The following is a 26,965-nucleotide window of genomic DNA, read 5'->3' as shown; positions in this document are numbered from 1 at the left end:
TACGTTTCTTGCTGTTATCTTGGCTTATATCACCACGCGTGATTTTTCTTTTGACAATACAAAACGAATTACCTTTCCCTGTCGGCTTTAATGCCGGTGTTAAACGGATAGATTATGTTAAACAGTATCTTGCTGATTCTTTTATTAATCGCGATCAGTTCATTTTTCTCCCTATCGGAGATTTCGCTGGCCGCTTCTCGCAAAATCAAACTCAAACTTTTGGCAGATGAAGGAAACATCAACGCCGCACGTGTACTCAAGTTACAAGAAACACCCGGACTGTTCTTCACCGTGGTTCAAATTGGTCTCAACGCCGTCGCCATTCTGGGTGGTATCGTCGGTGACGCCGCTTTCTCCCCTGTATTCAAGCTGTTCTTCGAGAAGTTTCTCTCCCCCGAACTGGCCGATCAGATAAGTTTCATTTGCTCCTTCGTGTTGGTAACCAGCCTGTTTATTCTGTTTGCTGACCTGACACCGAAGCGCATCGGTATGATTTCACCCGAAGTGGTTGCCGTTCGGATAGTCAACCCGATGCGTTTCTGCCTGTTCATCTGCCGTCCGATGGTGTGGTTCTTCAATGGCCTGGCCAACGTGATTTTCCGCCTGTTCAAACTGCCGACCGTGCGCAATGACGACATCACCTCCGATGACATCTATGCGGTGGTAGAAGCCGGTGCGCTGGCGGGCGTGCTGCGCAAGCAGGAGCACGAGCTTATCGAAAACGTGTTCGAACTCGAGTCGCGCACCGTGCCCTCTTCCATGACCTCCCGCGAAAGCGTCATCTATTTTGATCTGCGCGAGAGCGAAGAGAGCATCAAGAACAAGATTTCCACCCATCCGCATTCCAAGTTCCTGGTCTGTGACGGGCAAATCGATCAGGTGGTCGGCTATGTCGACTCGAAAGACCTACTGAACCGCGTACTGGGCAATCAAAGCCTGATGCTGAGCAGCGGGCTGCAAATTCGTTCTGCGCTGATTGTGCCAGATACGCTGACTCTCTCCGAAGCGCTCGAAAGCTTTAAAACGGCGGGTGAAGACTTCGCGGTTATTCTTAACGAATATGCGCTGGTGGTCGGCATTATTACCCTCAACGATGTGATGACCACGCTGATGGGCGATCTTGTCGGACAGGGTATGGAAGAGCAGATTGTGGCGCGTGACGAGAATTCATGGCTGATTGAAGGCGGTACGCCTATCGAAGACGTGATGCGCGTTCTGCATATCGAAGATTTCCCGCAGTCCGGCAACTATGAAACCATCGGCGGTTTCATGATGTTTATGCTGCGCAAAATCCCGAAACGTACCGATTTCGTCAAATTCTCGGGCTTCAAGTTTGAAGTGGTGGATATCGACAGCTACAAGATAGACCAGCTGCTGGTCACGCGGATCACTGACAAGGCGGTATCGCCTCTGTTACCGCTGCCTGCCGAAGGCAAAACCGCATAACGGCCTTTGCCGAATGACAGCCACAAAAAAGGCCGCTTCTTTAACTGATTATAGTTAGGCGGCCTTTTTTATCGGGTGTGAATAATACTTTTCATCAAGCTTCCAGCTGGAGATGAACAATCTGCTTGTTCACCTCGGACATCACGCTGAAATGGCGTTTGTCGCGAATGGTTGGCAACAGTATCTTACCTTGGTCGAACTCAAATGCACCGACGTCTTTAATATAGATACGGCCTCTGAACAACGTCTTCACGTATTTCGCCACAATCAGTGGGTTATAACGTTGGAAAATCCTCATCTTCTTTCTCTTTTCTCCCTTATGTTTCTTGCTCTTTCTCGGACGCTATTGTGCTAAAGATTGTCCGAGTTCTACCGCGATTACGCTGAGTAGACCTAAAAGATAGCACTCAATGGCTGATTAGCCAGTCCTTGACCCTATATTTCACTACCTTTACACCGATTGACGATACTGAATCGCCTTATTCATATTGCGGTGCAGTATATCCCTTCAATATGTACCGAATATGACAGCGCGATATTTTATCCAGTTTACCTTTGGCAACCATCAGACAAAATCCCAATTTCTGCTAAGGACTGCACAATACTGGATGCCCAACAGGACGGACCACTTCAACTCCTTCTATGCTTGGTTTAAGAAAACACGCTCACCAATGACATCGCCTACCTAAGTTAAATTGACAGGAGAATCTATGCTGGTTAAGTCTTTATCAATTATAGCCTGCTTATTAGTTCCATTTATGGTTACAGCCCACAATTTTGAAATCGGAAGTCGCGTGGCCTCCGTCGGAGTCGATGACAAGGGCGAACTCAACTATCGCAGCGGCGAATTCAGCTACAGCCGCTGGAACAGTGCAAAGCTTCCCGGCAAGGTACGCATTGTTCAACACATTGCCGGCCGCACCCGCGCACGCGAGATGAATGAACCACTGATTGAGGCGATAAGAAGGGACAACTTGCCGCGCGACCGCTATCAGACCACCACCATTATCAATACCGATGACGCAATCATCGGCACCGGCCTGTTTGTGCGCAACAGCATCGAGGGCGGTAAAAAGGAGTTTCCGTGGTCGCAGATAGTGGTGGATGACACCGGCGCAGTACGGCGGGCGTGGCAGCTTGAAAGCAAGAGTTCGGCGATTGTGGTGCTGGATAAGTCCGGTGCGGTGCGATACGCCAAAGAAGGTGCGCTGACGCCAGCGGAAGTCACCAAAGTGATTGATACCGTAAATCAGTTGGTGAAAGAGTAAAAGCCCCTGCCGAGGCTTTTACCTTGCCGCTATTGAGCGTTGTTACTCAAAATAGCGAAACGCGAAAGCCCGGATTCAGGAAGGACTCTTTTGGCGTATAGGTGAGCGTTTGCCCCTGCCAATCGGTCACCGTGGCCCCTGCGGCGCTGGCAACGGCGTGACCGGCGGCGGTGTCCCACACGGAGGTTGGCCCAAAGCGCGGATAAAGCTGGGCGGCACCCTCGGCCACCAGGCAGAATTTCAGCGACGAGCCGATGGTAACGGTCTGGTGTTCGCCCAGTTGCACCAGATAATCCTGCAACTCCTGATCGTCGCTGTGCGAACGACTTACCACCACCAGCGGCGGATGGGCTTCCTTGGCGCTGATTTCCACGCGCTGACCGTTCTCTTCCTTCCATGCCTTGCCGTCGGCCGCAGCATACATCACGCCCGTTACCGGCACGTAAACCACCCCCATCACGGGATGTCCGTTTTCAATCAGCGCAATGTTGACGGTAAATTCACCGTTACGCTTGAGGAACTCTTTGGTGCCGTCGAGCGGATCCACCAGCCAGAAGCGCGTCCAGGTCTGGCGAATCGCCCACGAAGGAGGATCCTCTTCCGAGAGCAGTGGCGTGTCGGGATCAAGCGCCTGCAACCCGGTTTTGATCACGTTATGCGCGGCGATGTCTGCCGCCGTCACCGGCGAATCATCGTTTTTCTGCCGTGCGTTCAGCGGCTGTTCGCCCTCATAGACTTTCATAATCGCCTCGCCTGCATCACGCGCGAGTTGGCAAATGTGTTCCAGCATAATTTCACCTCGGATCTGAATTCATTTTTTAAATCATCATGAATAAAGCCTAGTTTTTTTGGCTGGAATAGCTATCTCGTATTCCCATTCTGATAATGAATTAATTTCAAAAGGATTTTTAATCATTGTCCGAATGAAGTTTGCAGCGATTAAAAATGTCCGCGATCACAATTGTTGGTGACAGCAGGTTACATTTTCTAATATTTTTGAGATACCTGTCGTGTTTATCGCCTATTTTTCTCTTTGACGGAGCCAAAGTCATGCTTAAGCGTCACCTGAAACTTTCTGCGATCGCCCTGCTCGTCCTGACCGGAACGGCGCAGGCCGCCACCGTCGATCTGCGGATTATGGAAACCACTGATCTGCACAGCAACATGATGGATTTCGATTATTATAAAGATAAACCCACCGAGCAGTTTGGCCTGGTTCGCACGGCCACGCTTATCAATGCCGCGCGTAAAGAGGTCAGGAATTCGGTGCTGGTCGATAATGGCGACGTCATTCAAGGTAGCCCGCTTGGCGACTATATGGCAGCCAGGGGATTGAAAACCGGTGACGTGCATCCGGTTTACAAGGCAATGAATACACTGGATTATACGGTCGGCAATTTGGGGAATCATGAATTTAACTACGGGCTGGATTATCTTGCCAAAGCGCTGGCCGGTGCCAAATTTCCCTATATCAATGCCAACGTGATTGACGAGAAAACCGGTAAGCCGCTGTTCACTCCGTTTATTATCACACCGCATCAGGTTATCGACAGCAGCGGGAAAACACAGACGCTCAAGATTGGCTATATCGGCTTTGTGCCACCGCAAATTATGGTATGGGATAAAGCTAATCTTAAAGGCAAAGTTACCGTTGCCGATATCACCGAAACCGCCAAAAAATGGCTGCCGGAAATGCGTAAACAGGGTGCGGATATTATTGTCGCCATCCCCCACTCCGGTCTTTCCGCCGAGCCTTACAAGACGCTCGCCGAAAACTCGGTCTATTATCTCAGCCAGATTAAAGGCATCGACGCCATTATGTTTGGCCACGCGCACGCCGTATTTCCGAGCGCCGAGTTTGCCAATATAAAAGGTGCCGATATTAGTCAGGGCACACTCAATGGGATCCCGGCGGTCATGCCCGGCATGTGGGGCGATCACCTCGGCATTGTAGACTTGGTCCTGAACAATGATGGCGGCAGCTGGAAAGTGACGCACGCCAAAGCCGAAGCGCGTCCTATCTATGACAAGGCCGCCAAAAAATCGCTGGCGGCGGAAGACCCGGCGCTGGTGAAAGTGCTGGCCGCGGATCACGACGCCACGCGCGAGTTTGTCAGTCAGCCGATAGGCAAATCCACCGCCAATATGTACAGCTATCTCTCACTGGTGCAGGACGATCCGACTGTGCAGATTGTGAACAATGCGCAGAAAGCCTATACCGAGCACTTTATCCAGGGCGATCCTGACCTTGCCGACCTGCCCGTGCTTTCTGCCGCCGCGCCGTTCAAGGCCGGAGGGCGCAAAAACGATCCGGCCAGCTTCGTCGAAGTCGAAAAAGGGCCGCTGACCTTCCGCAATGCCGCCGATCTCTATCTTTACCCGAATACGCTGGTGGTGTTGAAGGTGACGGGACAGGAGGTTAAAGACTGGCTGGAGTGCTCGGCGGGTCAGTATAACCAGATTGATATTCATAACAGCAAACCGCAGTCGTTAATCAACTGGGACGGTTTTCGCACCTATAATTTCGACGTCATCGACGGCGTAAACTATCAGATTGATGTCACGCAGCCCGCGCGCTTTGACGGTGAATGCAACCTGCGGGACAGCAAGGCCGAGCGCATCAAAAATCTGACCTATCAGGGCAAGCCCATCCGCCCTGATGCCGTGTTCCTGGTCGCGACCAACAACTACCGCGCCTACGGCGGTAAGTTTGCCGGAACCGGCGACAAGCATATTGCCTTCGCTTCGCCTGACGAGAACCGCGCCGTGCTGGCGGCTTATATCAGCGCCGAAACCAGGGCGCATGGCGCAGTGACGCCGAGTGCAGACAACAACTGGCGTCTTGCGCCCATCGTCTCGAAGCAGCCGCTGGACATCCGCTTTGAAACCTCGCCGGACCCGAAAGCCGCCGAATTCATCAGCTCGCAGGGGCAATATCCCATGGCGGCCAAAGGCACCGATGCCGTCGGCTTTGCCCTCTACCAGATCGATTTGCAGGCAAAAAGTTAGGCTTTCAGCCAAAATCGACAACAAAAAAGGCGCACAAGGCGCCTTTTCTGTTTCTGCTCGCTGCGTGTCTACGCGGGCGATTACAGGATTTCCAGCAGCTCGACTTCGAAAGTCAGGGCGCTGAATGGCGGGATGGAGGCGCCTGCACCACGCTCGCCGTAGGCCAGGTTGTGAGGAATATACAACTCCCACTTGGAACCAACCGGCATCAGGGTCAGGGCTTCAATCCAGCCTGCAATGACGCCGTTGACCGGGAATTCTGCCGGCTCGCCGCGCTGTACGGAGCTGTCGAACACAGTACCGTCGATAAGTTTACCGGTGTAGTGAACACGCACGCGATCCTGACGACCCGGGATCGGGCCATCGCCCTGGGTGATGACGGAGAATTGCAGACCGGACTCGGTGCTGGTCACGCCTTCACGCTGTGCGTTGGCGGCCAGGAATTCCTGACCTTCAACGGCCAGCACTTCCTGACGTTGACGACGAGCCGGCATCGGCACGCTCGTGAACTTCGCGCAGTGCGCGGTGTACGACATCGACAGGCACAGCAGGGGTATTCCCTTCCAGCGCATCGCGCAGGCCGGCAAGCAGTGCGTCAGGCTCAAGACCCTGTAAACCGGATTCTTGCAGCTGTTGACCGACCTGCAGGCCGATTCCGTAGCTTGCCTGCGCTTCTACGCTATCAAATGAAGGGGTAGTCATGGGATTTCCTTTAATCATAAAAAGTCGAAGACGCAGCATAACAGCGCCGAGGTGACGGGTAAAATTTTCCAACACATTTTACGCCATCGGAACGCGCGCGCCCAAAAATCCTGTGTGCTGCCGCCCATGCCTTGCACGGCAAGTGATGAAGGGGATATCGCTGGCAGGGGTTAAGCGGCTATACTTAGGCCATGAGTTTTGAGCTAATTTTATGAGTATTTCCCGCAACAAGAGAGGTTGTCATGGGCAAATATCCGCCCAGGAGAAGGAAGGCCACCCGTTTTTATCAACCGATGCTGAAATCCTGGATTTCAGTCATCCAACGGCCACTGCAAAAAGAGCGACCCCGACGGAAATCGCCGAGGAAGAAGCACCTGACGCCGCATTCGACACGAGCGAAGACGCCGTTACACCAACGCGTGCGCGCAAGCGTCATGCGCCATCGGCGTTCGATAAAATCTGGCATCTCAGCGACAACTTTCGCTGGATGGATCCGCTGCCGTATTTCCACCGTCGCTGGATAATTATCAGCGTTATCGTCGTATTGCTCGCGCTGCTGTGGCCTTACTCGCCGCAGAATACCTATGCTCCGTCGGATCAACCGACCTCCATTCCCATGCAGGCCGATCTGCGTAACGAACAGGGACGCACCACCGAACGGCAGCAGGACGCACAGCCAGTGACACAAAATCAGGGCAACTGGAGAAGTTATCAGATTCAGCCGGGCCAGACGCTGGCGCAGTTGTTTCGCGACAACAACCTGATGGTGAATGACGTGTTCGCGATGGCGCAGGTGGAAGGCGACGACAAACCGCTGAGCAATCTTCATGCGGGTCAGCAGGTCAGGATTCAGTTGAATTCACAGGGCGTGGTGACGTCGTTGCAGGTGACGACAGATCAGAGTGGAACCATCACCTTTACCCGTCAGTCCGACGGCAGCTATCAGCGTCTGCGCTAGGTTGCGGGTGAAAAAGAAGTGGCGAAACGGGACCGGGATATTTTAGCCGGTCCTGAAACGCAAAACGCCGGCACAAGGCCGGCGTTCTGACAGATTACTTAAAACGTAATATTACGCTTCAGCAACCAGTACTACAGTCAGCTTGGCAAACACATCGCTGTGAACCTGGAAGTCCACTTCGTGTTCACCCAGAGTGCGCAGAACGCCCTCTGGCAGACGAACTTCGCTCTTGGAAACCTTAACACCTGCCGCAGTTACTGCGTCAGCGATGTCACGGGTACCGATAGAGCCGAACAGTTTACCTTCGTCGCCTGCTTTAGACGCGATGGTTACAGTGCCCAGTTCGTTGATGCTGTTAGCGCGAGCTTCAGCGGCGCCCAGAACGTCAGCCAGTTTGGCTTCCAGTTCTGCACGACGTGCTTCGAAATACTCAACGTTTTTCTTGGTAGCAGGAACAGCTTTGCCCTGTGGTACCAGGAAGTTACGAGCGTAGCCCGCTTTAACGTTAACTTGATCACCCAGGCTGCCCAGGTTTGCTACTTTATCAAGCAGAATAACTTGCATTACCTAATCCTCTCTAGTCGTTAATGGACTGCGGCCAATTACTGATGACGATCAGTGTATGGCAGCAAAGACAGGTAGCGAGCGCGCTTGATACAACGAGCGAGCTGACGCTGGTATTTTGCACGAGTCCCAGTGATACGGCTCGGTACAATTTTACCACTTTCGGTAACGTAGTTTTTCAGCGTAGCGATATCTTTATAATCGATCTCTACAACGCCTTCCGCGGTGAAACGGCAGAACTTGCGACGACGGAAATAACGTGCCATTAGGCTAGTCTCCAGAATCTATCAAATCAATCTGCTCGGCATGTAACACCACTTTATTCAGTCCATTGCGACCTTGATGGCAGCTAATGAATCCGGAAACAGTGAGTTGCGTGCCGACCGTTATACTGTGAGTTAATGCTTGTGACGCTTGTCCACTGACAACCACGGGCATTCTGCACCATGCTTGTCGGTTAAATCCGGCTTCCTGTTGCTGCGAGCGGTGCTCAAGCACAAACTGGCAGTGAGGAATACCCGATGGACTGACTTTACGAATGGGGGTCTTGCACACAGTGCCAGACATCACCAGGCGATTAGTCATCACAATTATTACTCTTCAGAATCCCCAGCTTCGGAATCATCGTTAGCTTCGGCGAAATCTTCACGACGCTCACGGCGTTCGTCTTTCGCTTTAACCATTGGTGAAGCTTCAGTTACGGCGTGTTTAGTGCGCATAACCATGCTACGGATAACGGCGTCGTTGAAGCGGAAGTTAGTTTCCAGCTCATCGATCGCTTCCTGCGGAGCTTCAACGTTCATCAGAACGTAGTGGGCTTTGTGCAGTTTATTGATCGGGTAAGCCAGCTGACGACGGCCCCAGTCTTCCAGACGGTGAATCTGACCAGCAGCGTTAGTGATGGTTGCACTATAACGCTCGATCATGCCCGGAACCTGTTCGCTCTGGTCAGGGTGAACCATAAATACGATTTCGTAATGACGCATAGAATTGCTCCTTACGGATTATTCAGCCTCCTGTCAGGGTCAACCGTGGCCCATGGAAGCAAGGAACGTGTTATGTGTACGGCTGAAAAAATGACGCGCAATTATACGACTGGGCGCAAGGAAACTCAAGCACCCAATCTGATTAAATTTTCTACGCGGCGAGAAACAAGGTTAAAGGTGGGAAACAAAGAAATCGGTGGTGCGATTCGAGGCATTCACGGTGACGCGGTGAATGGCCTCTGGTTCGCTGAGGAAAGTCAGATTGGCGGCCTGATTATAGGCTTCAAGCGCCTGTTTCAGCTTCGCACTCTCGATAAACGGCACCACATCGTCTTTTTCGCCATGCCATACCAATAGCGGTTTTTCGGCAATCAATGCAATGTTATGGGTGGTATCGCAATCCAGCAGCAGCGCCGTATTCTGCTCGAATGCCTCGCGGGAGAGGCCGGTCGTGCCGCCGTACGACGGGAACAGCGTCTCCGACAGCGAGACAAAGTACCCCGAGCCCATGAGATTCGCCGCCGCTTTTACCCACGGGAAATGGACCAGCGCCGCCATTGTCGTCATTCCGCCCATCGACACGCCGCCCACGCCGAGCCGCGATTCATCGGCCAGACCGCGCGCGACAAACGTCTCTTTCAGCAGCGCAAGGTCGCGAATATTGGTTTGCAGAATACGCCAGAAGTTGTTCAGCAGTATAAGTTGATCGGCTTCGGCGCGTGCGCCATGCATCAAGGCATCCGGCAGAATCACCCGAAAACCCGCTTTCGCCAGGTTGTAACCAAAATAGGAATAGATTTCTTTCGATGAGGTAAAACCGTGATGGAAAAACACCGTCGGCAGTTTCTGGTGATACTGTCCGGCGGGAACAGCATGGATAATCTGAATACCGTCGACGTTTTCTTCATACATCTCAACCATCTCACACTCCTTGCGTTCGCGGGTTTGGCGGAAAACAGCGTTTTATGCGCCCAGTTTTTCAGCAATCTTTCCAGTGTATCTTCTCTCAAAAAGGGCACTACTATTTTTTGGCTATGTTTTATAACTGGATAATCGTGCGCAAAGCCGCGTTAACGCCCGGTTTCCCCCACGCGGCACTACACTTAAAGAAATCCCGAAGGAATGAAATACCATGAAAAAAAGTCCAGGAAAAGGCGTACGCAGACTTGGCGTGGCAATTTTTCTTTGCACGCTGACTGCCTGCAGCCTGCTGCAAACCACCCCGACGCCCCCGCCTGCCCCGACATCTTCCGCGCAGGAAGTGCAGCGTTCGCAAACCGGCACATTGACTAAAATCGGCAGCGTATCGGCCGATGTAATCGGCAGCCCGATGGACGTCGAACGCGAAATAAGGCATAAGGCCAATGCCGCCGGGGCGCGCTATTACCAGATTCTGCTGGTGAGCGACACCATCAGGCCCGGTCGCTGGTACTCGGAGGCGATTCTATTTAAATAGCCGGTGTGCCTGATAATGCCGTCTACTGCGCGCCGATCGCTCTTTCGAGCAACTGCTGGCCCAGGCGTTCGTCAATCAGCGAGTCGCCGCGCGCGTCCAGCGTCAGTCTGCACCATGCATCGGCAAGCGGTGGCGAGCAAAACTCCAGCATCTCGGCGGCGGCAAAGAGATTAAACAACTGACTGGCCAGCGTGCGCGCCTGCGCTTCTTCGCCGCGTCTCAGGCGCTGCGAAAACTGGCGCACCGCCCTGTCGAACAGCCGGTTCTGCCCACGCACCTGATGCAGTCGCCGATGAACCTCGTCCACCGCCGACGGCAGCTTCTTCAGACTGCGCAGCACGTCGAGACACATCACGTTCCCCGATCCTTCCCAGATACTGTTCACCGGCATCTCGCGGTAAAGGCGCGGCAGTTCGCTCTCTTCGCAATAGCCGATGCCTCCCAACACTTCCATCGCCTCGGCGACAAACGGCATGCCCTGTCGACACACTTCGAATTTTGCCGCCGGCGTCAGCACTCGGCAAAATACCTGTTCCGCCGCATCCCCTTCACGTCCGCGTGCATGTGCCAGACGGAACAGCAACGCGGTTTGACCTTCCAGCCGCAGCGCCATGCGGCTCAATACCTGGCGCATGAGCGGCTGTTCGATAAGCGGCTTGCCAAATGCCTGCCGCTGAAAAGCATGATACAGCGCTACCGAGAAGGCGCGGCGCATCATCGCGTGACTGCCCAGCGCACAGTCAAAGCGCGTATGACTGCCCATCTTCAGGATATGCCGTACACCTTCGCCCTCTTCGCCGAGCAACCAGCCCACGGCGTCAAAGAACTCGACCTCGCTGCTGGCGTTGGAGCGGTTACCCAGTTTGTCTTTGAGGCGCTGAATGCGCACGTGATTGCGCTCGCCGTTAGGCAGAACTCGGGGCAGAAAGAAGCACGAAAGTCCGCCTTCCGCCTGCGCCAGCACCAGATGGGCATCGCTCTGCGGCACAGAGAAAAACCATTTGTGGCCGACGAGACGATAGGCTTTGCCCGGCCCGCGTCCCTCCATCGCGCGGGCGGTGGTGGTATTGCTCAACACGTCCGAGCCGCCCTGCTTTTCCGTCATGCCCATCCCGATAAGCAAGCCCCGTTTTTTATCGCCGGGCAGCAGATGGGGATCATAACGATCAGACATCAGCGGGCCGAGCCACGCCTCAAACGCTCTGGGCAGCGACTGTTTCAGCAGCGGAATGGCGCCGTGCGTCATGGTAATCGGGCAAAGCGTGCCCGCCTCCACCTGCGCGTGCAATACAAATCGCGCGGCGCGGGCGACGGACGAGCCAAGGCGCGCCTCTTCTTCCCACGGCAGATTGTGTACGCGATTTGCCACCAGACCCTGCATCAGCAAATGCCACGCCGGATGAAAACGCACATCGTCGAGGGGTTCACCGGTAGGTTCAAAGCGCAGTAAATCGGGCGGATTGGCGTTGGCGAGCCTGCCCAGCTCCAGCGATTCGGCGGAGCCAAGCTGCTGTCCCAGCGAGGCGAGCACGTCGAGATCCCACGCGGCATGCTGTCGCGTTACGGCTTCACGCAGTGCGGTATCAGAGAGAAAGAGATTGCTGTTGCTTAAAGGTTTGGGCTGATTGAAGACCCGGTGAGTTTCCCAGTTCATTACCGCCTCCGTCGTCCGTAGCATCAGGATTTAGTATGGTAAATAACGAGATTTTTGCAGCAGGCTGGATCACAAAGAGGGGAAACGCCCGCAGCCGGCGTGGCCGCGGGAGAAGAAGCCGGGAATTAACCCTTAACTTTCACGGAACGCTGGCGCACCGCTTCGAACAGACACACGCCGGTAGCAACGGAGACGTTCAGAGAAGAAACGGAACCGGCCATCGGAATGCTGATAAGCTCATCGCAGTGTTCGCGGGTCAGGCGACGCATGCCTTCGCCTTCTGCGCCCATCACCAGCGCCATCGGGCCGGTCATCTTGCTTTCGAACAGGGTGTGGTCGGCTTCACCGGCGGTACCGACTATCCAGACATTGTGTTCCTGCAACACGCGCAAGGTGCGCGCGAGGTTGGTCACGTTGATCAACGGTACGTTCTCGGCCGCCCCGCTGGCCACTTTTTTCGCCGTGGCATTCAGCTTGGCAGAACGGTCACGCGGCACGATCACCGCGTGCACACCGGCTGCGTCAGCGGTACGCAGACAGGCGCCGAGATTGTGCGGATCGGTGACACCGTCAAGCACGAGCAGCAGCGGTGATTCCAGGCTTTCGAGCAGCGCCGGAAGATCGTTTTCCTGATACTGGCGCCCTTCTTTGACGCGGGCAATAATGCCCTGATGCACCGCGCCTTCCGACTTGTCGTCCAGCCATTGACGGCTGGCAACCTGCAGCACGATACCGCTGGCTTCAAGCTCGTCGATCAGCGGTTTCAGGCGTTTATCGTCGCGGCCTTTCAGGATGAAAACTTCCAGAAAGCGCTGGGGATCGTTGTCGAGTAAGGCTTTGACGGAATGGATACCGTAAATGATTTCGCTCATGATGCTCTTTAAAATAGTGCTCGTAAAATACATCAGCGGGCAACCTGTGCCCGCTGATGGAGTGAATAGCGTGTAGCTTGTCGGCGATTCTATCATTGACTGACGCAGGCATCAGTCAATAATTGCGCAGATTAGACGTCGGTCTGCTTTTTCTTCGCGCGCTTCGCCTTGGTGGCCGCCGCAATTTTCTGCGTTTTGTCGGAAGGCTTTTTGGCCTTCTTCGGCTTGCCGTCCTTGCCGACCGCACTCTTCACTTTCTCGGCTTTGCCTGCGTCGGCTTTTGCTACGGCCTGCGCGGTGTCTGCCTTGGTGCCTCTGCGCGACTTGGCTGGTTTGGCGGCCTTGTCTCCTTTGTCACCTTCTTTGCGAAATGCGCTGTCAGGCTCGAAGTTGACGTTTTTCTTGCCGGTACGACGGCGACCCGCGTTGGCGGCTCCACCGGTCGGACGCATACTGCGCTCACCGCCCTTCTTGGCGCGATCGCGTGCCGTTTTGCCTTCACCACGCGCTTTACGCGTGCTGGACACCAGCGCGAAATCAATCTTGCGCTCATCCATATGTACGGCTTCAACGCGAATTTCGACCGTGTCGCCGAGACGATACACGCTGCCCGACGATTCACCCACTAAACGCTGACCGATGTTGTCGTAGCGATAATAGTCGTTATCCAGCGAGGAGACGTGAACCAGCCCGTCGATAAACAGATCGGCCAGACGCACGAAGAAACCAAACCCGGTGACGCTCGAGATAATGCCGGTAAACACTTCGCCGACGTGATCCTGCATAAAGTCGCACTTCAGCCAGTCGGCGACGTTGCGGGTCGCTTCATCGGCGCGGCGCTCGGCGGTGGAACAGTGATCACCAAGCACCACCATCTCTTCGTAATCGCTATGATAGCCGCCCGTTGGCGTCCAGCGGTCTTTCAGCGTGCCGTGCTCTTTCGCCAGCAGATACTTGATGGCGCGGTGCAGGGCAAGGTCAGGATAACGGCGGATTGGCGACGTAAAATGACCGTAAGAGGTCAGCGCCAGGCCGAAGTGACCGCGGTTTTCGGGATCATAGATAGCCTGTTTCATCGAGCGCAGCAGCATGGTTTGCAGCATCTCGCGGTCAGGACGATCTTTTAGCTGATCCATGATGTCGGCGTAATCTTTCGGCTCGGGCTTGAGACCGCCGCCCATCGTCAGGCTCAGCTCGCCCAACACGCTGCGCAGCGCAGAGATGTGGTCATCGCTAGGACGATCGTGCACGCGGAACAGCGCCGGTTCGTTATGTTTTTCAACAAAACGCGCGGCCGCGATGTTCGCGAGGATCATGCACTCTTCGATGAGTTTGTGGGCATCGTTACGCACTGTCGCTTCGACACGTTCGATACGACGTTCGGCGTTGAAGATAAACTTGGCTTCTTCGGTTTCGAAGGCGATACCACCGCGTTCGGCGCGTGCCTGATCGAGCACCTTGTACATGTTGTGCAGTTCTTGCAGATCTTTCACCAACGGCGCGTACTGCTCGCGCAGCTCTTCGTTGCCTTCAATGATCTGCCAGACCTTGGTGTAGGTCAGACGCGCGTGCGAGCTCATCACCGCTTCATAGAATTTGGAGCTGGTCAGCTTGCCGCTCGCGGAGATGGTCATTTCGCAGACCATGCAGAGACGGTCAACCTGCGGGTTCAGCGAGCAGAGGCCGTTGGACAGCACCTCGGGCAGCATTGGCACCACCTGCGACGGGAAGTAGACCGAGGTTGCGCGGCTGCGCGCTTCGGCGTCCAGCGCCGTGCCCGGACGGACATAGTAGCTGACGTCGGCAATCGCGACCCATAAACGCCAACCGCCGCCGCGTTTCTTCTCGCAGTGAACGGCGTCATCGAAGTCACGCGCATCTTCGCCATCGATGGTTACCAGAGGCAGATGGCGCAGGTCGACGCGGCCTTTTTGGCCTCTTCCGGCACTTCTTCGCTCAGACCTTCGACCTGCTTTTCAACCTGCGGCGGCCAGACGTGCGGGATTTCGTGGGTCCGCAGCGCGATATCTACCGCCATGCTGGTGCCCATCTTGTCGCCCAGCACTTCAACGATTTTACCTACGGCCTTGGTGCGGCGGGTTGGGCGCTGCGTCAGTTCGACCACGACCATGTAACCCATGCGCGCGCCGCTTACGGCATCGGCGGGGATAAGAATATCGAAGCTCAGACGGCTGTCGTCGGGCACCACAAAACCTGCGCCCGCGTCGGTAAAGTAGCGGCCGACTATCTGGCTGACTTTCGGCACCACGACACGCACGATGCGCGCTTCACGGCGGCCCTTGCGGTCGGTGCCTACCGGCTGCGCCAGCACCACGTCGCCGTGGATACACATTTTCATCTGTTCGGCAGAAAGGTAGACATCGTCTTTTTTCACGCCTTCAAGGCGCAGGAAACCGTAGCCATCGCGATGGCCGATAACGGTCCCTTTCAGCAGGTCCAGACGTTCCGGCAAGGCGTAGCATTGACGGCGGGTAAAGACCAGTTGACCGTCGCGCTCCATGGCACGCAGTCGGCGGCGCAGCGCTTCCAGCGCCTCTTCTCCGGAAAGATTGAGTTCGTTGCCCAGCTCTTCACGGCTGGCCGGCGTTTCACGTTTGCCGAGGTGCTCGAGAATAAATTCACGGCTTGGGATAGGCGATTCGTATTTTTCTGCTTCCCGTTCCAAGAATGGATCTTGTGACATAGCGGTTCCTCCGTTGTCATCAGCAGTTTGTTGAAAGTCATCCGTTCAACAAGCAATAATTTGTAGAGTTGACTCTGTTTTTGGCCTTTCCGGCCTTCGTATCTTGGGTCAACTCACAAGAAAGAGTTTTTCGAATGTGGACAGCGCCTGTTTTGATCTTCAGGCCCGTCGTTTAAAAACGCGCGCAGGGCGCCGCATCCTGAGGGTACTTTTACCCGATTTTTACGCATTTATGATGACAGCGTCTCTGATGCGCGTATACCCGAAATGTGATAAATGCCGAGTATCTTCAAGATTACTCTATAGAAGCCGCTTCCTGCCACAAAGTTTGCCGCTAAATCAGGCAGACGCTGAAAATGGAAGCACAAGCGGGTAAAAAACGCAGCAGACACCCTGACTATGGCGATAAAAACAATAAACCGGGCACGATGCCCGGTTTTAGCGCGTGCCCGGTTTCGACGGGCGAGGGATAACCTGATGTGATGATTAAGCGTCAAAAGGATCGCGCAGAATCATGGTTTCGCTGCGGTCGGGACCTGTTGAAATGATATCAATCGGCACCTCGGTCAGCGCTTCGACGCGTTTGATGTAATCGCGTGCGGCCTGCGGCAACTGGTCGACGGATTTCACGCCGAAGGTGCTTTCACTCCAGCCCGGCAGGGTTTCGTAGATAGGCTCGATGCCTTCCCAGTTTTCTGCCGCCAGCGGTGTGGTGGTGACCTCCCTGCCGTTCGGCAGACGATAACCGATGCACAGCTTGACCTCTTTCAAGCCGTCCAGCACGTCGAGTTTGGTCATGCAGAAACCCGACAGCGAGTTTATCTGCACGGCGCGGCGCACAGCGACGATGTCCAGCCAGCCGCAGCGACGTCGCCGCCCGGTGGTGGCACCAAACTCGTTGCCCTGTTTGCAGAGAAATTCGCCAATGTCGTCAAACAGTTCAGTGGGGAACGGACCTGCACCTACGCGGGTGGAGTAGGCCTTGACGATGCCCAGCACGTAGTCGACATAGCGCGGGCCGATGCCCGAACCGGTGGCAACGCCGCCTGCGGTGGTATTGGAGGAGGTCACATAGGGATAAGTACCGTGGTCGATATCCAGCAGGGTACCCTGCGCGCCTTCAAACATGATCAGTTCCCCCTGCTTGCGGGCCTGGTCGAGCAGGTCGGAAACGTCGACGACCATGGCCGTCAGGATGTCGGCCACGGCCATGATGTCGTCCAGAACCTGCTGATAATCAACCGGATCAACCTTGTAATAATGCACCAGCTGGAAGTTGTGGTAATCGATAACCTCTTTCAGCTTGTGCGCAAAGGTCTCTTTGTTGAACAGATCGCCCACACGTAGCGCACGGCGAGCGACTTTATCTTCATAGGCAGGGCCAATACCGCGCCCGGTGGTTCCGATAGCCTTGGCACCGCGCGCTTTCTCGCGCGCCATATCGAGCGCAACGTGGTAGGAAAGAATCAGCGGACAGGCTTCCGAAATCAGCAAACGCTCGCGCACCGGGATGCCGCGCGCTTCAAGTTCACCCATCTCTTTCATCAGCGCGTCGGGCGACAGCACCACACCGTTGCCGATGATGCTGGTGACGTTTTCACGCAGAATGCCGGAGGGAATTAAATGAAGTACGGTCTTTTCACCGTTGATAACCAGAGTGTGACCGGCGTTGTGGCCGCCCTGATAGCGAACCACATATTTGGCGCGTTCGGTCAGCAAGTCGACAATTTTGCCTTTGCCTTCATCACCCCATTGAGTGCCTAGTACGACGACGTTCTTGCCCATCTCGATAATCACCCGTTTGCTTAAAAAAGAATACTAGCATCCCACCCCCTGCCTTTCAGTACTTTTAGCCCGGCATTGCGTGAAAAATATTCGTTTCGTGCGACAGCTCTCGTGTTGGCAAAAGAGGAAATGCAGAAAAAACAAAAGGCCCGCAAGGGGCCTTTTGGCGACATCGTCAGATGATGACAATATCGATTACGGTTTGGTTTTGTCCGGCGATTTCATGTAGCGGAAGAAATCGTCATTCGGGCTCATTACCATGACATCGTTGCCGCTGCTGAAGCTCTCTCTGTAAGCCTGCAGGCTACGGATAAAGCCATAGAAGTCAGGATCCTGACTGAAGGCATCGGCAAACAGTTTTGCAGCCTGGGCATCACCTTCACCGCGAGTAATACGCGCGGTGCGTTCGGCTTCTGCCAGAGTACGGGTCACTTCGTAGTCCGCGGTTGCACGCAATTTCTCGGCTTCTTCCTGACCTTGCGAACGGTGGCGACGCGCAACAGCTTCACGCTCTGCACGCATACGCTGGAAGATGGCATCCGACACTTCCGCCGGCAGGTTGATCTGCTTGATACGCACATCGACCACTTCAATACCCAGCGCAGCCATGCTGTTCGGATTGACCGCCGGCACCTTGCCGTTGGTTTCCTGCTCGACGCGCTTGGCGACAGAAGCAATGGCGTTGTCGGCTTCGGTAGTGGCTGCGGCAGCCGCATCGTCATCGTCGGTGCCTTTGTTCAGGGCATCGCGAACGTCCAGTGTCAGACGACCGCGCGAGTCGGTCACGATGTCCTTGACGTCAAGACGACCAATCTCGGAGCGCAGACGGTCACTGAATTTACGTTTCAGCAGCACTTCGGCCTGTGACACATCGCCACCGCCGGTCGCCAGATAGTAGCGGCTAAAATCGCTGATGCGCCATTTCAGATAGGAATCGACGATCAGGTCTTTCTTCTCTTTGGTCACGAAGCGGTCGGCCTGGTTGTCCATGGTTTGCACACGGGCATCCAGCGTCTTCACGGATTCGAAGAAAGGCATTTTAAAGTGCAGGCCCGGTGAATACACCTGCGGTTTATTGTCGCCGTCACGCAGTACCTTGCCGAAACGCAGCACGATACCGCGCTGACCTTCCTGCACCACGAACAGTGAAGCGTAGAGCGCCACCAGTACGACAACAACGACCAGTATGATTGACTTACGCATTGGTTATTCTCTCCCTACGCGAAGGGTGTCGTCACGCTGTGCATCGGCACGGCGTTGATCCATGACACTGCCAGATGTTCCTGCGCCGTTGCTGGCACTGCTGTTACGATTGCCGTTTGATGAGGCCGGCGCCTGGCGAAGCGGGATCAGGCTGTTGGCACTGTTTCCGTTTGCGCTGTTGGCGGCGGTCTTGCCTTGCAGGAGTTGATCCAGCGGCATCACCATCAAATTGTTGCTTTTATCGTTAATCAGCACTTTGCGGGTATTGCTCAGCACATCCTGCATGGTTTCGATATACAGACGCTCGCGGGTAATTTCCGGCGCGGCCTTGTACTCAGGCAGCAGTTCGGCGAAGCGGGCGACTTCACCCTGCGCTTCCAGCACGGTACGATCTTTGTAGGCTTTGGCGTTTTCAAGCAGACGCTGGGCCTGACCGTTTGCACGTGGCTGCACCTCGTTGGCATAGGCTTCGGCCTCGCGGATGTACTGCTGCTCGTTCTCGCGCGCGGCAATGGCATCGTCGAAGGCGGCTTTCACTTCCTCTGGCGGACGCGCCGTCTGGAAGTTGACGTCCTGAACGGTGATCCCCATGTCATACGGACGAATGGTCTCTTCCAGTACGCGCTGTGTATCGCTACGTACCGTGGTGCGGCCTTCGGTCAGAATTTTATCCATGGTGTACTTGCCGATAACGCCGCGAAGCGCGCTGTCGGTCGCCTGGCTCAGGCTGTCGTCGGCGTTTGCCACGCTAAACAGATAGGCGCGGGGATCGGTCACGCGATACTGCACGTTCATTTCGACGCGCACTACGTTTTCATCGGAGGTCAGCATGATGCCGGACGCCGCAAGCTCGCGAACGGATTCGACGTTAACCGCCTGCACCTGATCGATAAAGGTCGGTTTCCAGTTCAGACCAGGTTCAACCAGATGGCTGAACTTGCCAAAACGGGTAACCACACCGCGCTCGGCTTCCTTGATGGTATAGAAACCGCTGGCAGCCCAGATAACCACGACGGCGACCACGGCAAGGCCCACGAACCGGCCGCTCATGTTTCTCTGCGGACCGGTGCCGTTTCCGGAACCCTTGCCACCAAAACCGCCGAGTTTTTTACTGAGCTTTCGGAAGATATCGTCAAGATCGGGAGGGCCCTGTTCGCGCCCGCCTTTATTGTTATTTCCACCAGAATTATCACCACCAGAGTTGCCGCTATTTTTGCTGCTTCCCCAGGGGTCGCGGTCCTGTCCGTTATTACCGGGCTGATTCCACGCCATGTTATAGCTCCATTATTCTATGATTGGTGTTCTTCAGGCTCTTGGTCTGGCAGGTTATCCCAGTTGTCTTTCATTTCGAAATCCACCGAGTATCCGTTACGAACGTAATCGCCCATAGCCGGTTCCTGTTTGCAGAGACGGCGCCAGTCAACGACAGGCAAACGCACCGTTAACCCGATGCTTCCATCTTCTTCAATCCACTCTTTTTCAATTGCCTGAAGCTGGTAAAAACGACTGCGAAGGCGGCCCGCTTCCGGTGGCAGGCACAATTCAACCTGTGCGATTTCACCAGACAGACGTTCCGTTAATGCTTGAAATAACAACGGGATGCCTTCACCTGTTACGGCCGATAGCCAAACTCTGACAGGCAAATTATCTTCGTTGCGGTCGATACGCGGAACAAAGTTGTCCAGCATATCTATTTTATTCATCACTAACAGCACAGGAATATCATCTGCTTCTATCTCTGCCAATACCGTATTCACTGCGTCAATGTTTTCTTCGACGCGAATATCGGCTGCATCAATAACATGCATTAACAGAGATGCCTGTCGGGTTTCCTGCAGCGTTGCCTTGAAAGCAGCAACCAGATCATGGGGCAGGTGACGAATAAACCCTACGGTATCTGCCATCACCGTTTCGCCTACGTCGGCAACCATAATGCGTCGCAGTGTAGGGTCGAGCGTGGCAAACAACTGATCGGCCACGTAAACGTCGGCCTCGGTAATGCGGTTGAACAGCGTGGACTTTCCGGCGTTGGTATATCCGACCAGTGAAACGGTAGGAATATCGGCACGCATTCTGGAACGTCGTCCCTGATCGCGCTGTTTTTCGACGCGTTCAAGGCGGCTTAAAATAAGAGTGATTCTGTCACGGAGCAAACGACGGTCGGTTTCGAGCTGGGTTTCCCCGGGACCGCGCGCGCCAATTCCGCCACCCTGGCGTTCAAGGTGAGTCCAGCCTCGTACCAGTCGGGTTGCAATATGGCGTAACTGGGCCAGTTCTACCTGGAGTTTACCTTCGTGAGTACGGGCGCGCTGGGCAAAAATATCTAGAATAAGTCCGGTACGATCAACCACGCGACATTCGCACAAGGCTTCCAGGTTACGTTCCTGGCCGGGTGACAATGCGTGATCAAACAGGATTACAGATGCGCCGGTTGCTTTAACGGCATCTGCGATTTCTTGGGCCTTTCCTTCACCGACAAAGTATTTAGGGTGCGGAGCCTTGCGGCTTCCGGTGATGACTTGTAAAGCCTCAACCCCGGCAGAGGAGACCAGCGATTCGAATTCGCTGAGATCTTCCGTGACTTTGTCCTGCGAGAAATAGATATGAACCAGTACGGCCTGCTCACCGGCTTCATAACGGTCAAACAAGCGTGTGACCTCTCAATTGAGAAATTAGATTCAACGAGGGGCACATAAGCGGCGAAAAACCTCTTATGAACCCCTTCGAGATTGAATAACGGTGCGCCTTATTCGGCGTCATCGCCATCCTGCGGCTGCTGTGGAGCAGACGGTGCGCTACCATGATGATAGTTATTGGAAGCACCACCACCTGGATTGTTACTGTGATGAGAAACCGAGCGCGAAGGAACAACGGTGGAGATAGCGTGTTTGTACACCATCTGGCTTACCGTGTTTTTCAAAAGAATCACAAACTGATCGAAAGACTCAATCTGGCCTTGCAGCTTAATACCATTCACCAAGTAAATAGAAACCGGAACACGTTCGCGACGCAATGCGTTCAGGAACGGATCTTGCAAAGATTGCCCCTTAGCCATTCTATCTTTTCCTTATTTGTTTGTTGTTTGTAACTGTGAGCATAAGCTCGAAAATAAATCACATTAAAAAATTTGCGCGTTGAGTACTCATCAATTGTACACAATCATCCAACCTATGCACTAACAACCTGAATTACACGGGTTAAGGCCTCGTCGGGCTTCTCGGAATCCAGCCATTCGACACCTTCCCAACCGCGCAACCAGGTCATCTGACGTTTGGCCAGCTGCCGTGTCGCACAAACACCACGATAAACCATTTCATCGTAGTCGATCTCACCGGAAATATATGACCACATCTGGCGATAACCGACACAACGAACGGAAGGCATGTCCGTATGCAAATCACCCCGAGTGAAAAGCGCTCTTGCTTCGGTTTCGAATCCGTTGGCAACCATCTGCATAAAACGCATTTCAATACGATCGTGCAACAATTGGCGACTCGTAGGTGCAATCGCAAATTGGTGAACCTGGTAAGGTATCGCTTCACCCGAAATTTTAACGAGTTCCGTTAAAGTTTTACCCGAAATATAAAAAACTTCCAGTGCTCTGGAGAGTCTCTGGGGATCATTCGGATGAATACGTGCTGCCGATACCGGATCTATCTCATTTAATTGATTGTGCAGCGCTTCCCAACCCTGTTCTTCGGCCTGCGCTTCTATACGCGCCCGCACCGCAGGATCGGCAGGAGGAAGCGGCGAAAGCCCCTCCAGCAGCGCCTTGAAATAAAGCATGGTGCCACCGACCAGCAACGGAATTTTGTTGCGCGCCGTGATCTCGGCCATTTCGCGCAGGGCATCGGCGCGGAAATCGGCAGCCGAGTAGGACTGCGCGGGGTCGAGAATGTCTATCAGGCGGTGCGGTGCGGCGGCCAGCTCTTCGGGCGTCGGTTTTGCCGTGCCGATATCCATGCCCTTGTAGATAAGAGCAGAGTCGACGCTGATAAGTTCAACCGGAAGATGCTGTTGCAACGCCATTGCCAGGGCAGTTTTGCCCGAGGCTGTGGGGCCCATGATGAAAATGGCAGGAGGTAATGTTTTGGTTTCTGAATCAGTCATGCTTAAAAGCCGCCAATGTCGGCTGTAAATCAACAGGTTGCAAGAGTCCGGAAGGCGGTGACCTGACCAGCTGAGGGCAGAGTCGCTCGACGTCCGTGAGTAATTGTATTGCTTGTGAAACCGTCCAGACTTCGTGCTCGCTGCCGATATTGCGGGCAAACCACATAGCTACCGCATCAGGAGTGACCTCCTGCAGAACCGCAATATAGCCTAACAGGTCGGGTATCAACTTTTGTAAATTTTGTTGGCGTAATGGTAAAGGTACCGTGCGCAAGGTCCCACGCTGGTGCTCCATCAGCATTTCTATCCCGAAATGCTGTAAAAGCGCTTGATGTTGTGTAAAGGCGGCACGTTCCTCTTTACTCAAGTTCAATTTCACCGGGATCAGCAGCGGCTGCGGACGCAACCCTTCGGAAGTGGGGGTTAACTGGGCCGTTTTCAACCATCTTTCGGCGATGGGCAGCGATAACAGCACCAGTTTTTGTCCACGCTCGAGCAGTGCATAACTGGGTGCGCACACCGTCAGCACGCGGCCGAAACTCTGGCTGTGTCCTTCGAGGGCATCCTGCTGCTCCACGGAAGCGGATTTCGCCGCAGCATTCGCCGCGTGGACGGGCTGCTCGCCAAGGTTTTTCGGCGGATACGCCGGGCTGTCTTCGGCCTTCAGCAGACGCTGATACAGTTCGCCCTGCGGTTTGCTGTACGGATTCCCTTCGGTAAAACGCTGGGTCGGTTCGCGAAGATGCGCCGAACGCGAAGTTTCGGGGAAAATGGCTTTTCTTTCGGACGGCGCGGAAGAAGAAGACGTCGAAGTGGTCGGCGCAGATTGCGTACGTGGCGCGGCGGGTCTGGCCGCCTCGGACGGACGCGAGAAGTGGTTACCGCCCGCCGCCTGCCGATTTTCGGGCTGCCAGCGTGGCGTTTCTTCTTCGACGGGCGCGCTGTCGAGCACCGGATTGCCCGCCTGCTGCAACACCGACACCACCGCCTGATAGATAAAATCATGCACCAGACGTGATTGATGAAAGCGCACCTCGTGCTTGGCCGGATGCACGTTGACATCCACCTGATGCGGATCGACATCCAGATACAGCACGTAGGCGGGCTGTTGATCGTCTTTGAGCTGATCCTGATACGCCTGGCGGATCGCGTGGTTAATCAGGCGATCTTTCATCATGCGGTTATTCACGTAGCAATACTGCATGTCGGTCAGCGTGCGCGACCCGGCAGGGTCGGCCACCCAGCCACGAATCGCGAGATCACCGTGACTCCATTCGACTTCGAGCGCGTGCTCGACAAACGTGGTGCTGCAAATGCTGGCAAGCCGACGCGAATTCTGCGCCGGGTCTTTCACCGCGCGATATTGCCGTACCAGTTTGCCGTTGTGGCTAAGATTGATAGCCACGTCGAAACGGGCCAGCGCAATGCGGCGCACGACTTCGTCGATGTGTGTAAATTCGGTTTTTTCGGTGCGCATGAATTTGCGGCGCGCAGGCGTGTTGTAAAACAAGTCCAGCACTTCGACCGTGGATCCCTGCGGATGCGCGGCCGGTTTCACCGTGACCGCCATATCACGCCCTTCGGCATACGCCTGCCAGGCTTCGTCTTGCGCGGCCGTACGCGATGTCAGCATCAGGCGCGAAACCGAGCTGATACTCGCCAGCGCCTCGCCGCGAAAGCCGAGGCTGAGAATGGCTTCCAGATCATCGAGCGAGCTGATTTTGCTGGTAGCATGACGCGCCAGCGCCAGCGCCAGTTCGTCTTTGCCGATGCCGCAGCCGTTATCACGGATACGGATAAGCTTGGCCCCGCCACGATCGATATCGATATCGATTCGCGTCGCGCCCGCGTCAAGACTGTTTTCGACCAGCTCTTTAACCACCGACGCGGGCCGTTCGACAACCTCGCCTGCGGCTATCTGATTTGCCAGCTGCGGTGGCAGTACCCGAATCGGCATAGCGCTCCTGTTAACCAGAAAAGAGGATTTCAACGTCCGGTCAGGATTGCGGAATGGTCAGCGTCTGACCAAGCTGCACGTCACCGGATTTCATGTGGTTGGCGGTACGAATATCGCTCATGCTCACGCCATAATGCGAGGCAATTGCCGACAGCGTATCGCCGCCCACCACTTTATGCCGCGCCTTCCTTTTTGATCCCTGCGCCACGCTGACTCTGGCGGTCGTGTTTCTCGACACCGCCGAGGTGCCCGCAGGCACTTTCAGTCGCTGTCCGACCCACACGCCGTCTTTCTTCAGCTTGTTAAGGTCATGCAGCGCGGCAGGCGTGGTGCCATAGTGCGCGGCAATGCCGGTCAGCGTTTCACCGCGTTTAACCTGGTGAATCTGCGTCGCGCCGCCCAGCGCCGCCGTGGTTTCAATCGGGCCGGGCTGGCTCAGAGAGGCGCTGGCCGGAGGTGAGGAGTTAACCGCCGTTGCGCTGGACAGCAACGGTCGGTTTTCGACCTTTGGGCCGGATTGTAACGGATGCGCCAGGAAATAACTGCGCAGGCCTTCATAGATGGCGTGTGCAATTTTATCCTGATACGCGCTGCTTCCAAGCAGCCGCTCCCCACTAGGATTACTGATAAAGCCGGTTTCAACCAGCAGCGACGGGATATCCGGTGAACGCAATACGCCGAGGCTGGCATGTTCAGGCTTGCTTTTATGCAGCGCACCGACGTGGCGCAACTGCTGGAGCACTTTCGTCGCGACGTCGTAACCTACGCGCTGCGAATGACCAAACTGTAAATCCAGTACCGCCTGACTGAGATACGGGTCCGAGGCGGTGTTTGCCAGCATGTCACCGGCTCCGCCGAGCAACTCGGACTGTTTCTCGTGCTGCTCCAGCCAGTTACCCATCTCGCTGTTGGCGCGACGATTCGACAGCACCCACACGGACGCGCCACTGGCGCTGCGGTTCGGCGCGGCATCCGCGTGAATGGACACCAGCAGATTGGCGCCCTTCTTGCGCGCGACGTCCGAGCGGCCCATCACGGAGATAAAGTAGTCGCCGTCGCGGGTCAGCACGGGTTTGAACATCGGATCACGCGCCATCTCCGCCTGAAGCTTGCGGGCGATGGCAATGGTAACGTTTTTCTCTTTTAGCCCGCCGGCACCCTGCGCGCCGGGGTCTTGCCCACCGTGACCGGCGTCAATCGCCACAATCACCTGATTATCGGCATCGTTACCGCTGGTGCGCGGGGTTAACGCGGCGGCGGGAACGGGCGCGGTAGTCGCGACAGGCGTTTTGTCGCCGTCAAACGGATTGGCGCGCCGAGGTTGCGCCGGCACCGGACGACTGGCGGACTGCACGCTGGAAATCATCGGCGAAGACAGAGTGCGCTGCGCCGCGGCATTAAGCGTAAACACCACCGTGTACTGGCTGCCGTTTTGCTGCACCTGCGCGTTGGTTCTGACTTTCTGCGTCAGTTCAAACACCAGACGCTGGGTTTTCGCATCGGCTGGCGTGCTTGAACGCACGCGGCGAACCAGATTCTGACCGCTGAAATTAAGCGGCAGGCCGCGCATGATGCCATTCTGCTTGATATCGATAACCACCCGCTCGGGACTGTGCAGCGGAAAGAACGAATAGTCGGGCTTGCCATCGAAATCGATGGTGACAGTGGATTGCGTACTCCCGTTGGAAACGTTGATATTTTTCATCCCTGCGGCAAAGGCAGGCACCATGGTTGCCGGTATCATCAGTGTTACAGTCACCACCAAGGCAGCTGCAACCTTTTTCCAAACTCTGTTAACGCATTGAATCATTACAGCATTATCCTTGCTTTTGTAGCACCTGCAGTAAACGGTTACCTGCCTCGGAAACGGCCTTGAGGGTGGCCAGTCGCCCGTCTTCCCGATAATCGAGCGTCAGTTCAAGATCAGGATCGGGGAGAACACCCGTTCCTTGCTGAGGCCATTCGACCAGACAGATAGCGTCCTCTGTAAAATAGTCACGAATGCCCATGAACTCCAGCTCCTCGGGGTCGGCGAGACGATACAGGTCGAAATGATAGACCGCCATCGGATGAAGCTGATAAGGCTCGACCAGCGTATAAGTCGGGCTTTTGACGTTGCCTTTATGCCCACGCGCCTGCAGGAAACCGCGGCTGAACGTGGTTTTGCCGGCACCCAGATCGCCAAAAAGATGAATGACGGTCGCCCCCGTACAGGCGGTGGCTAGATCTGCCCCCAGTTTGAGGGTCGAGGCTTCATCGGGCAGAGGTAGTGTCAGTTGATTCATGGGGTC

At 55.1% G+C, this 26,965-nt stretch carries 23 protein-coding genes and 2 pseudogenes; 5 read left to right on the top strand and 20 right to left on the bottom strand.

From position 1 onward, the window contains the following. The first annotated feature begins 114 nt into the window (after positions 1–114). Positions 115–1,446 (top strand): polyamine export protein PaeA, encoded by a 1,332-nt coding sequence (paeA, locus tag O1V66_RS19475; protein WP_045048995.1) that lies wholly within the window; start codon positions 115–117, stop codon positions 1,444–1,446. A 94-nt stretch (positions 1,447–1,540) separates the two neighbouring features. Here paeA and O1V66_RS19470 read toward each other — a convergent pair whose 3' ends face one another. Beyond that, the gene (locus O1V66_RS19470) at positions 1,541–1,744 is read right to left on the bottom strand and encodes a DUF1107 domain-containing protein (protein ID WP_045048994.1); all 204 of its coding nucleotides are present in this window, start codon (positions 1,742–1,744) and stop codon (positions 1,541–1,543) included. 412 nt (positions 1,745–2,156) lie between these two features. Between O1V66_RS19470 and O1V66_RS19465 the strand changes: the two genes are divergently transcribed. Then, entirely contained in the window at positions 2,157–2,714 is a 558-nt protein-coding gene (locus tag O1V66_RS19465; protein WP_045048993.1) for a YtfJ family protein, read from the top strand. Between the two features lie 46 nt (positions 2,715–2,760). Here the strand turns inward: O1V66_RS19465 and cysQ are convergent, their stop codons facing one another. Continuing rightward, the gene (cysQ, locus tag O1V66_RS19460) at positions 2,761–3,504 is read right to left on the bottom strand and encodes a 3'(2'),5'-bisphosphate nucleotidase CysQ (protein ID WP_045048992.1); all 744 of its coding nucleotides are present in this window, start codon (positions 3,502–3,504) and stop codon (positions 2,761–2,763) included. A 260-nt stretch (positions 3,505–3,764) separates the two neighbouring features. Here cysQ and O1V66_RS19455 point away from each other — a divergent pair, with 260 nt between their 5' ends. Continuing rightward, the gene (locus tag O1V66_RS19455) at positions 3,765–5,723 is read left to right on the top strand and encodes a bifunctional 2',3'-cyclic-nucleotide 2'-phosphodiesterase/3'-nucleotidase (RefSeq protein ID WP_045048991.1); all 1,959 of its coding nucleotides are present in this window, start codon (positions 3,765–3,767) and stop codon (positions 5,721–5,723) included. A gap of 80 nt (positions 5,724–5,803) precedes the next feature. Here the strand turns inward: O1V66_RS19455 and fklB are convergent. After that, positions 5,804–6,425 (bottom strand): annotated as a pseudogene (gene fklB / locus O1V66_RS19450) (FKBP-type peptidyl-prolyl cis-trans isomerase). A 211-nt stretch (positions 6,426–6,636) separates the two neighbouring features. Between fklB and O1V66_RS19445 the strand changes: the two are divergent. After that, positions 6,637–7,383, top strand: a complete 747-nt coding sequence (locus O1V66_RS19445; RefSeq protein ID WP_269127968.1) for an OapA family protein — start codon at positions 6,637–6,639, stop codon at positions 7,381–7,383. 111 nt (positions 7,384–7,494) lie between these two features. Here O1V66_RS19445 and rplI read toward each other — a convergent pair whose 3' ends face one another. The 5 genes from rplI to yjfP form a co-directional block, all read right to left on the bottom strand. Then, the gene (gene rplI, locus O1V66_RS19440; protein WP_045048988.1) at positions 7,495–7,947 is read right to left on the bottom strand and encodes a 50S ribosomal protein L9; all 453 of its coding nucleotides are present in this window, start codon (positions 7,945–7,947) and stop codon (positions 7,495–7,497) included. Positions 7,948–7,985: 38 nt separating this feature from the next. Next, a complete protein-coding gene (rpsR, locus tag O1V66_RS19435) occupies positions 7,986–8,213 on the bottom strand; it encodes a 30S ribosomal protein S18 (protein WP_004392491.1) in 228 nt (75 codons plus the stop codon). 4 nt (positions 8,214–8,217) lie between these two features. After that, entirely contained in the window at positions 8,218–8,532 is a 315-nt protein-coding gene (gene priB, locus O1V66_RS19430) for a primosomal replication protein N (RefSeq protein ID WP_072045106.1), read from the bottom strand. A gap of 8 nt (positions 8,533–8,540) precedes the next feature. Beyond that, the gene (gene rpsF, locus O1V66_RS19425) at positions 8,541–8,933 is read right to left on the bottom strand and encodes a 30S ribosomal protein S6 (RefSeq protein WP_045048987.1); all 393 of its coding nucleotides are present in this window, start codon (positions 8,931–8,933) and stop codon (positions 8,541–8,543) included. A gap of 171 nt (positions 8,934–9,104) precedes the next feature. Next, entirely contained in the window at positions 9,105–9,854 is a 750-nt protein-coding gene (gene yjfP, locus O1V66_RS19420; protein WP_045048986.1) for an esterase, read from the bottom strand. A gap of 211 nt (positions 9,855–10,065) precedes the next feature. Here yjfP and bsmA point away from each other — a divergent pair, with 211 nt between their 5' ends. Then, positions 10,066–10,389, top strand: coding sequence for a biofilm peroxide resistance protein BsmA (gene bsmA, locus O1V66_RS19415; RefSeq protein WP_045048985.1), 324 nt, complete (start codon positions 10,066–10,068; stop codon positions 10,387–10,389). A gap of 22 nt (positions 10,390–10,411) precedes the next feature. Here the strand turns inward: bsmA and O1V66_RS19410 are convergent, their stop codons facing one another. The 12 genes and pseudogenes from O1V66_RS19410 to tsaE all read right to left on the bottom strand — a co-directional run bounded on the left by O1V66_RS19410 (position 10,412) and on the right by tsaE (position 26,959). Beyond that, on the bottom strand, positions 10,412–12,043 hold the full coding sequence (locus tag O1V66_RS19410; protein ID WP_045048984.1) for an isovaleryl-CoA dehydrogenase: 1,632 nt from the start codon (positions 12,041–12,043) through the stop codon (positions 10,412–10,414). A gap of 125 nt (positions 12,044–12,168) precedes the next feature. Continuing rightward, entirely contained in the window at positions 12,169–12,915 is a 747-nt protein-coding gene (gene rlmB, locus O1V66_RS19405; protein ID WP_045048983.1) for a 23S rRNA (guanosine(2251)-2'-O)-methyltransferase RlmB, read from the bottom strand. Between the two features lie 131 nt (positions 12,916–13,046). Next, a pseudogene (rnr, locus tag O1V66_RS19400) lies at positions 13,047–15,619 on the bottom strand (ribonuclease R). Between the two features lie 486 nt (positions 15,620–16,105). Further along, a complete protein-coding gene (locus tag O1V66_RS19395) occupies positions 16,106–17,404 on the bottom strand; it encodes an adenylosuccinate synthase (protein ID WP_045049209.1) in 1,299 nt (432 codons plus the stop codon). A gap of 195 nt (positions 17,405–17,599) precedes the next feature. Continuing rightward, entirely contained in the window at positions 17,600–18,607 is a 1,008-nt protein-coding gene (gene hflC, locus O1V66_RS19390; RefSeq protein WP_045048981.1) for a protease modulator HflC, read from the bottom strand. Positions 18,608–18,610: 3 nt separating this feature from the next. Beyond that, positions 18,611–19,879 carry an FtsH protease activity modulator HflK gene (hflK, locus tag O1V66_RS19385; protein ID WP_045048980.1) on the bottom strand — a complete coding sequence of 423 codons (1,269 nt, stop codon included), beginning with the start codon at positions 19,877–19,879 and terminating at the stop codon, positions 18,611–18,613. Positions 19,880–19,896: 17 nt separating this feature from the next. Next, the gene (hflX, locus tag O1V66_RS19380; protein WP_045048979.1) at positions 19,897–21,255 is read right to left on the bottom strand and encodes a ribosome rescue GTPase HflX; all 1,359 of its coding nucleotides are present in this window, start codon (positions 21,253–21,255) and stop codon (positions 19,897–19,899) included. Positions 21,256–21,353: 98 nt separating this feature from the next. Beyond that, complete coding sequence (hfq, locus tag O1V66_RS19375; protein ID WP_045048978.1) at positions 21,354–21,662, bottom strand: RNA chaperone Hfq; 309 nt, start codon at positions 21,660–21,662, stop codon at positions 21,354–21,356. A gap of 113 nt (positions 21,663–21,775) precedes the next feature. Then, on the bottom strand, positions 21,776–22,717 hold the full coding sequence (gene miaA / locus O1V66_RS19370; RefSeq protein WP_045048977.1) for a tRNA (adenosine(37)-N6)-dimethylallyltransferase MiaA: 942 nt from the start codon (positions 22,715–22,717) through the stop codon (positions 21,776–21,778). Further along, positions 22,710–24,674, bottom strand: coding sequence for a DNA mismatch repair endonuclease MutL (gene mutL, locus O1V66_RS19365; RefSeq protein ID WP_045048976.1), 1,965 nt, complete (start codon positions 24,672–24,674; stop codon positions 22,710–22,712). Before mutL ends, miaA begins: the two co-directional genes overlap by 8 nt. Before the next feature lie 40 nt (positions 24,675–24,714). Beyond that, positions 24,715–26,418, bottom strand: a complete 1,704-nt coding sequence (amiB, locus tag O1V66_RS19360) for an N-acetylmuramoyl-L-alanine amidase AmiB (RefSeq protein ID WP_241481435.1) — start codon at positions 26,416–26,418, stop codon at positions 24,715–24,717. 73 nt (positions 26,419–26,491) lie between these two features. Continuing rightward, positions 26,492–26,959: a tRNA (adenosine(37)-N6)-threonylcarbamoyltransferase complex ATPase subunit type 1 TsaE gene (gene tsaE / locus O1V66_RS19355; protein WP_045048974.1), complete on the bottom strand. Its 468-nt coding sequence runs from the start codon at positions 26,957–26,959 to the stop codon at positions 26,492–26,494. Positions 26,960–26,965: the final 6 nt, after the last annotated feature.

Source organism: Rouxiella chamberiensis (assembly GCF_026967475.1).
Lineage (GTDB): Bacteria > Pseudomonadota > Gammaproteobacteria > Enterobacterales > Enterobacteriaceae > Rouxiella > Rouxiella chamberiensis.
This window is presented reverse-complemented; position numbering and strand designations above follow the sequence as displayed.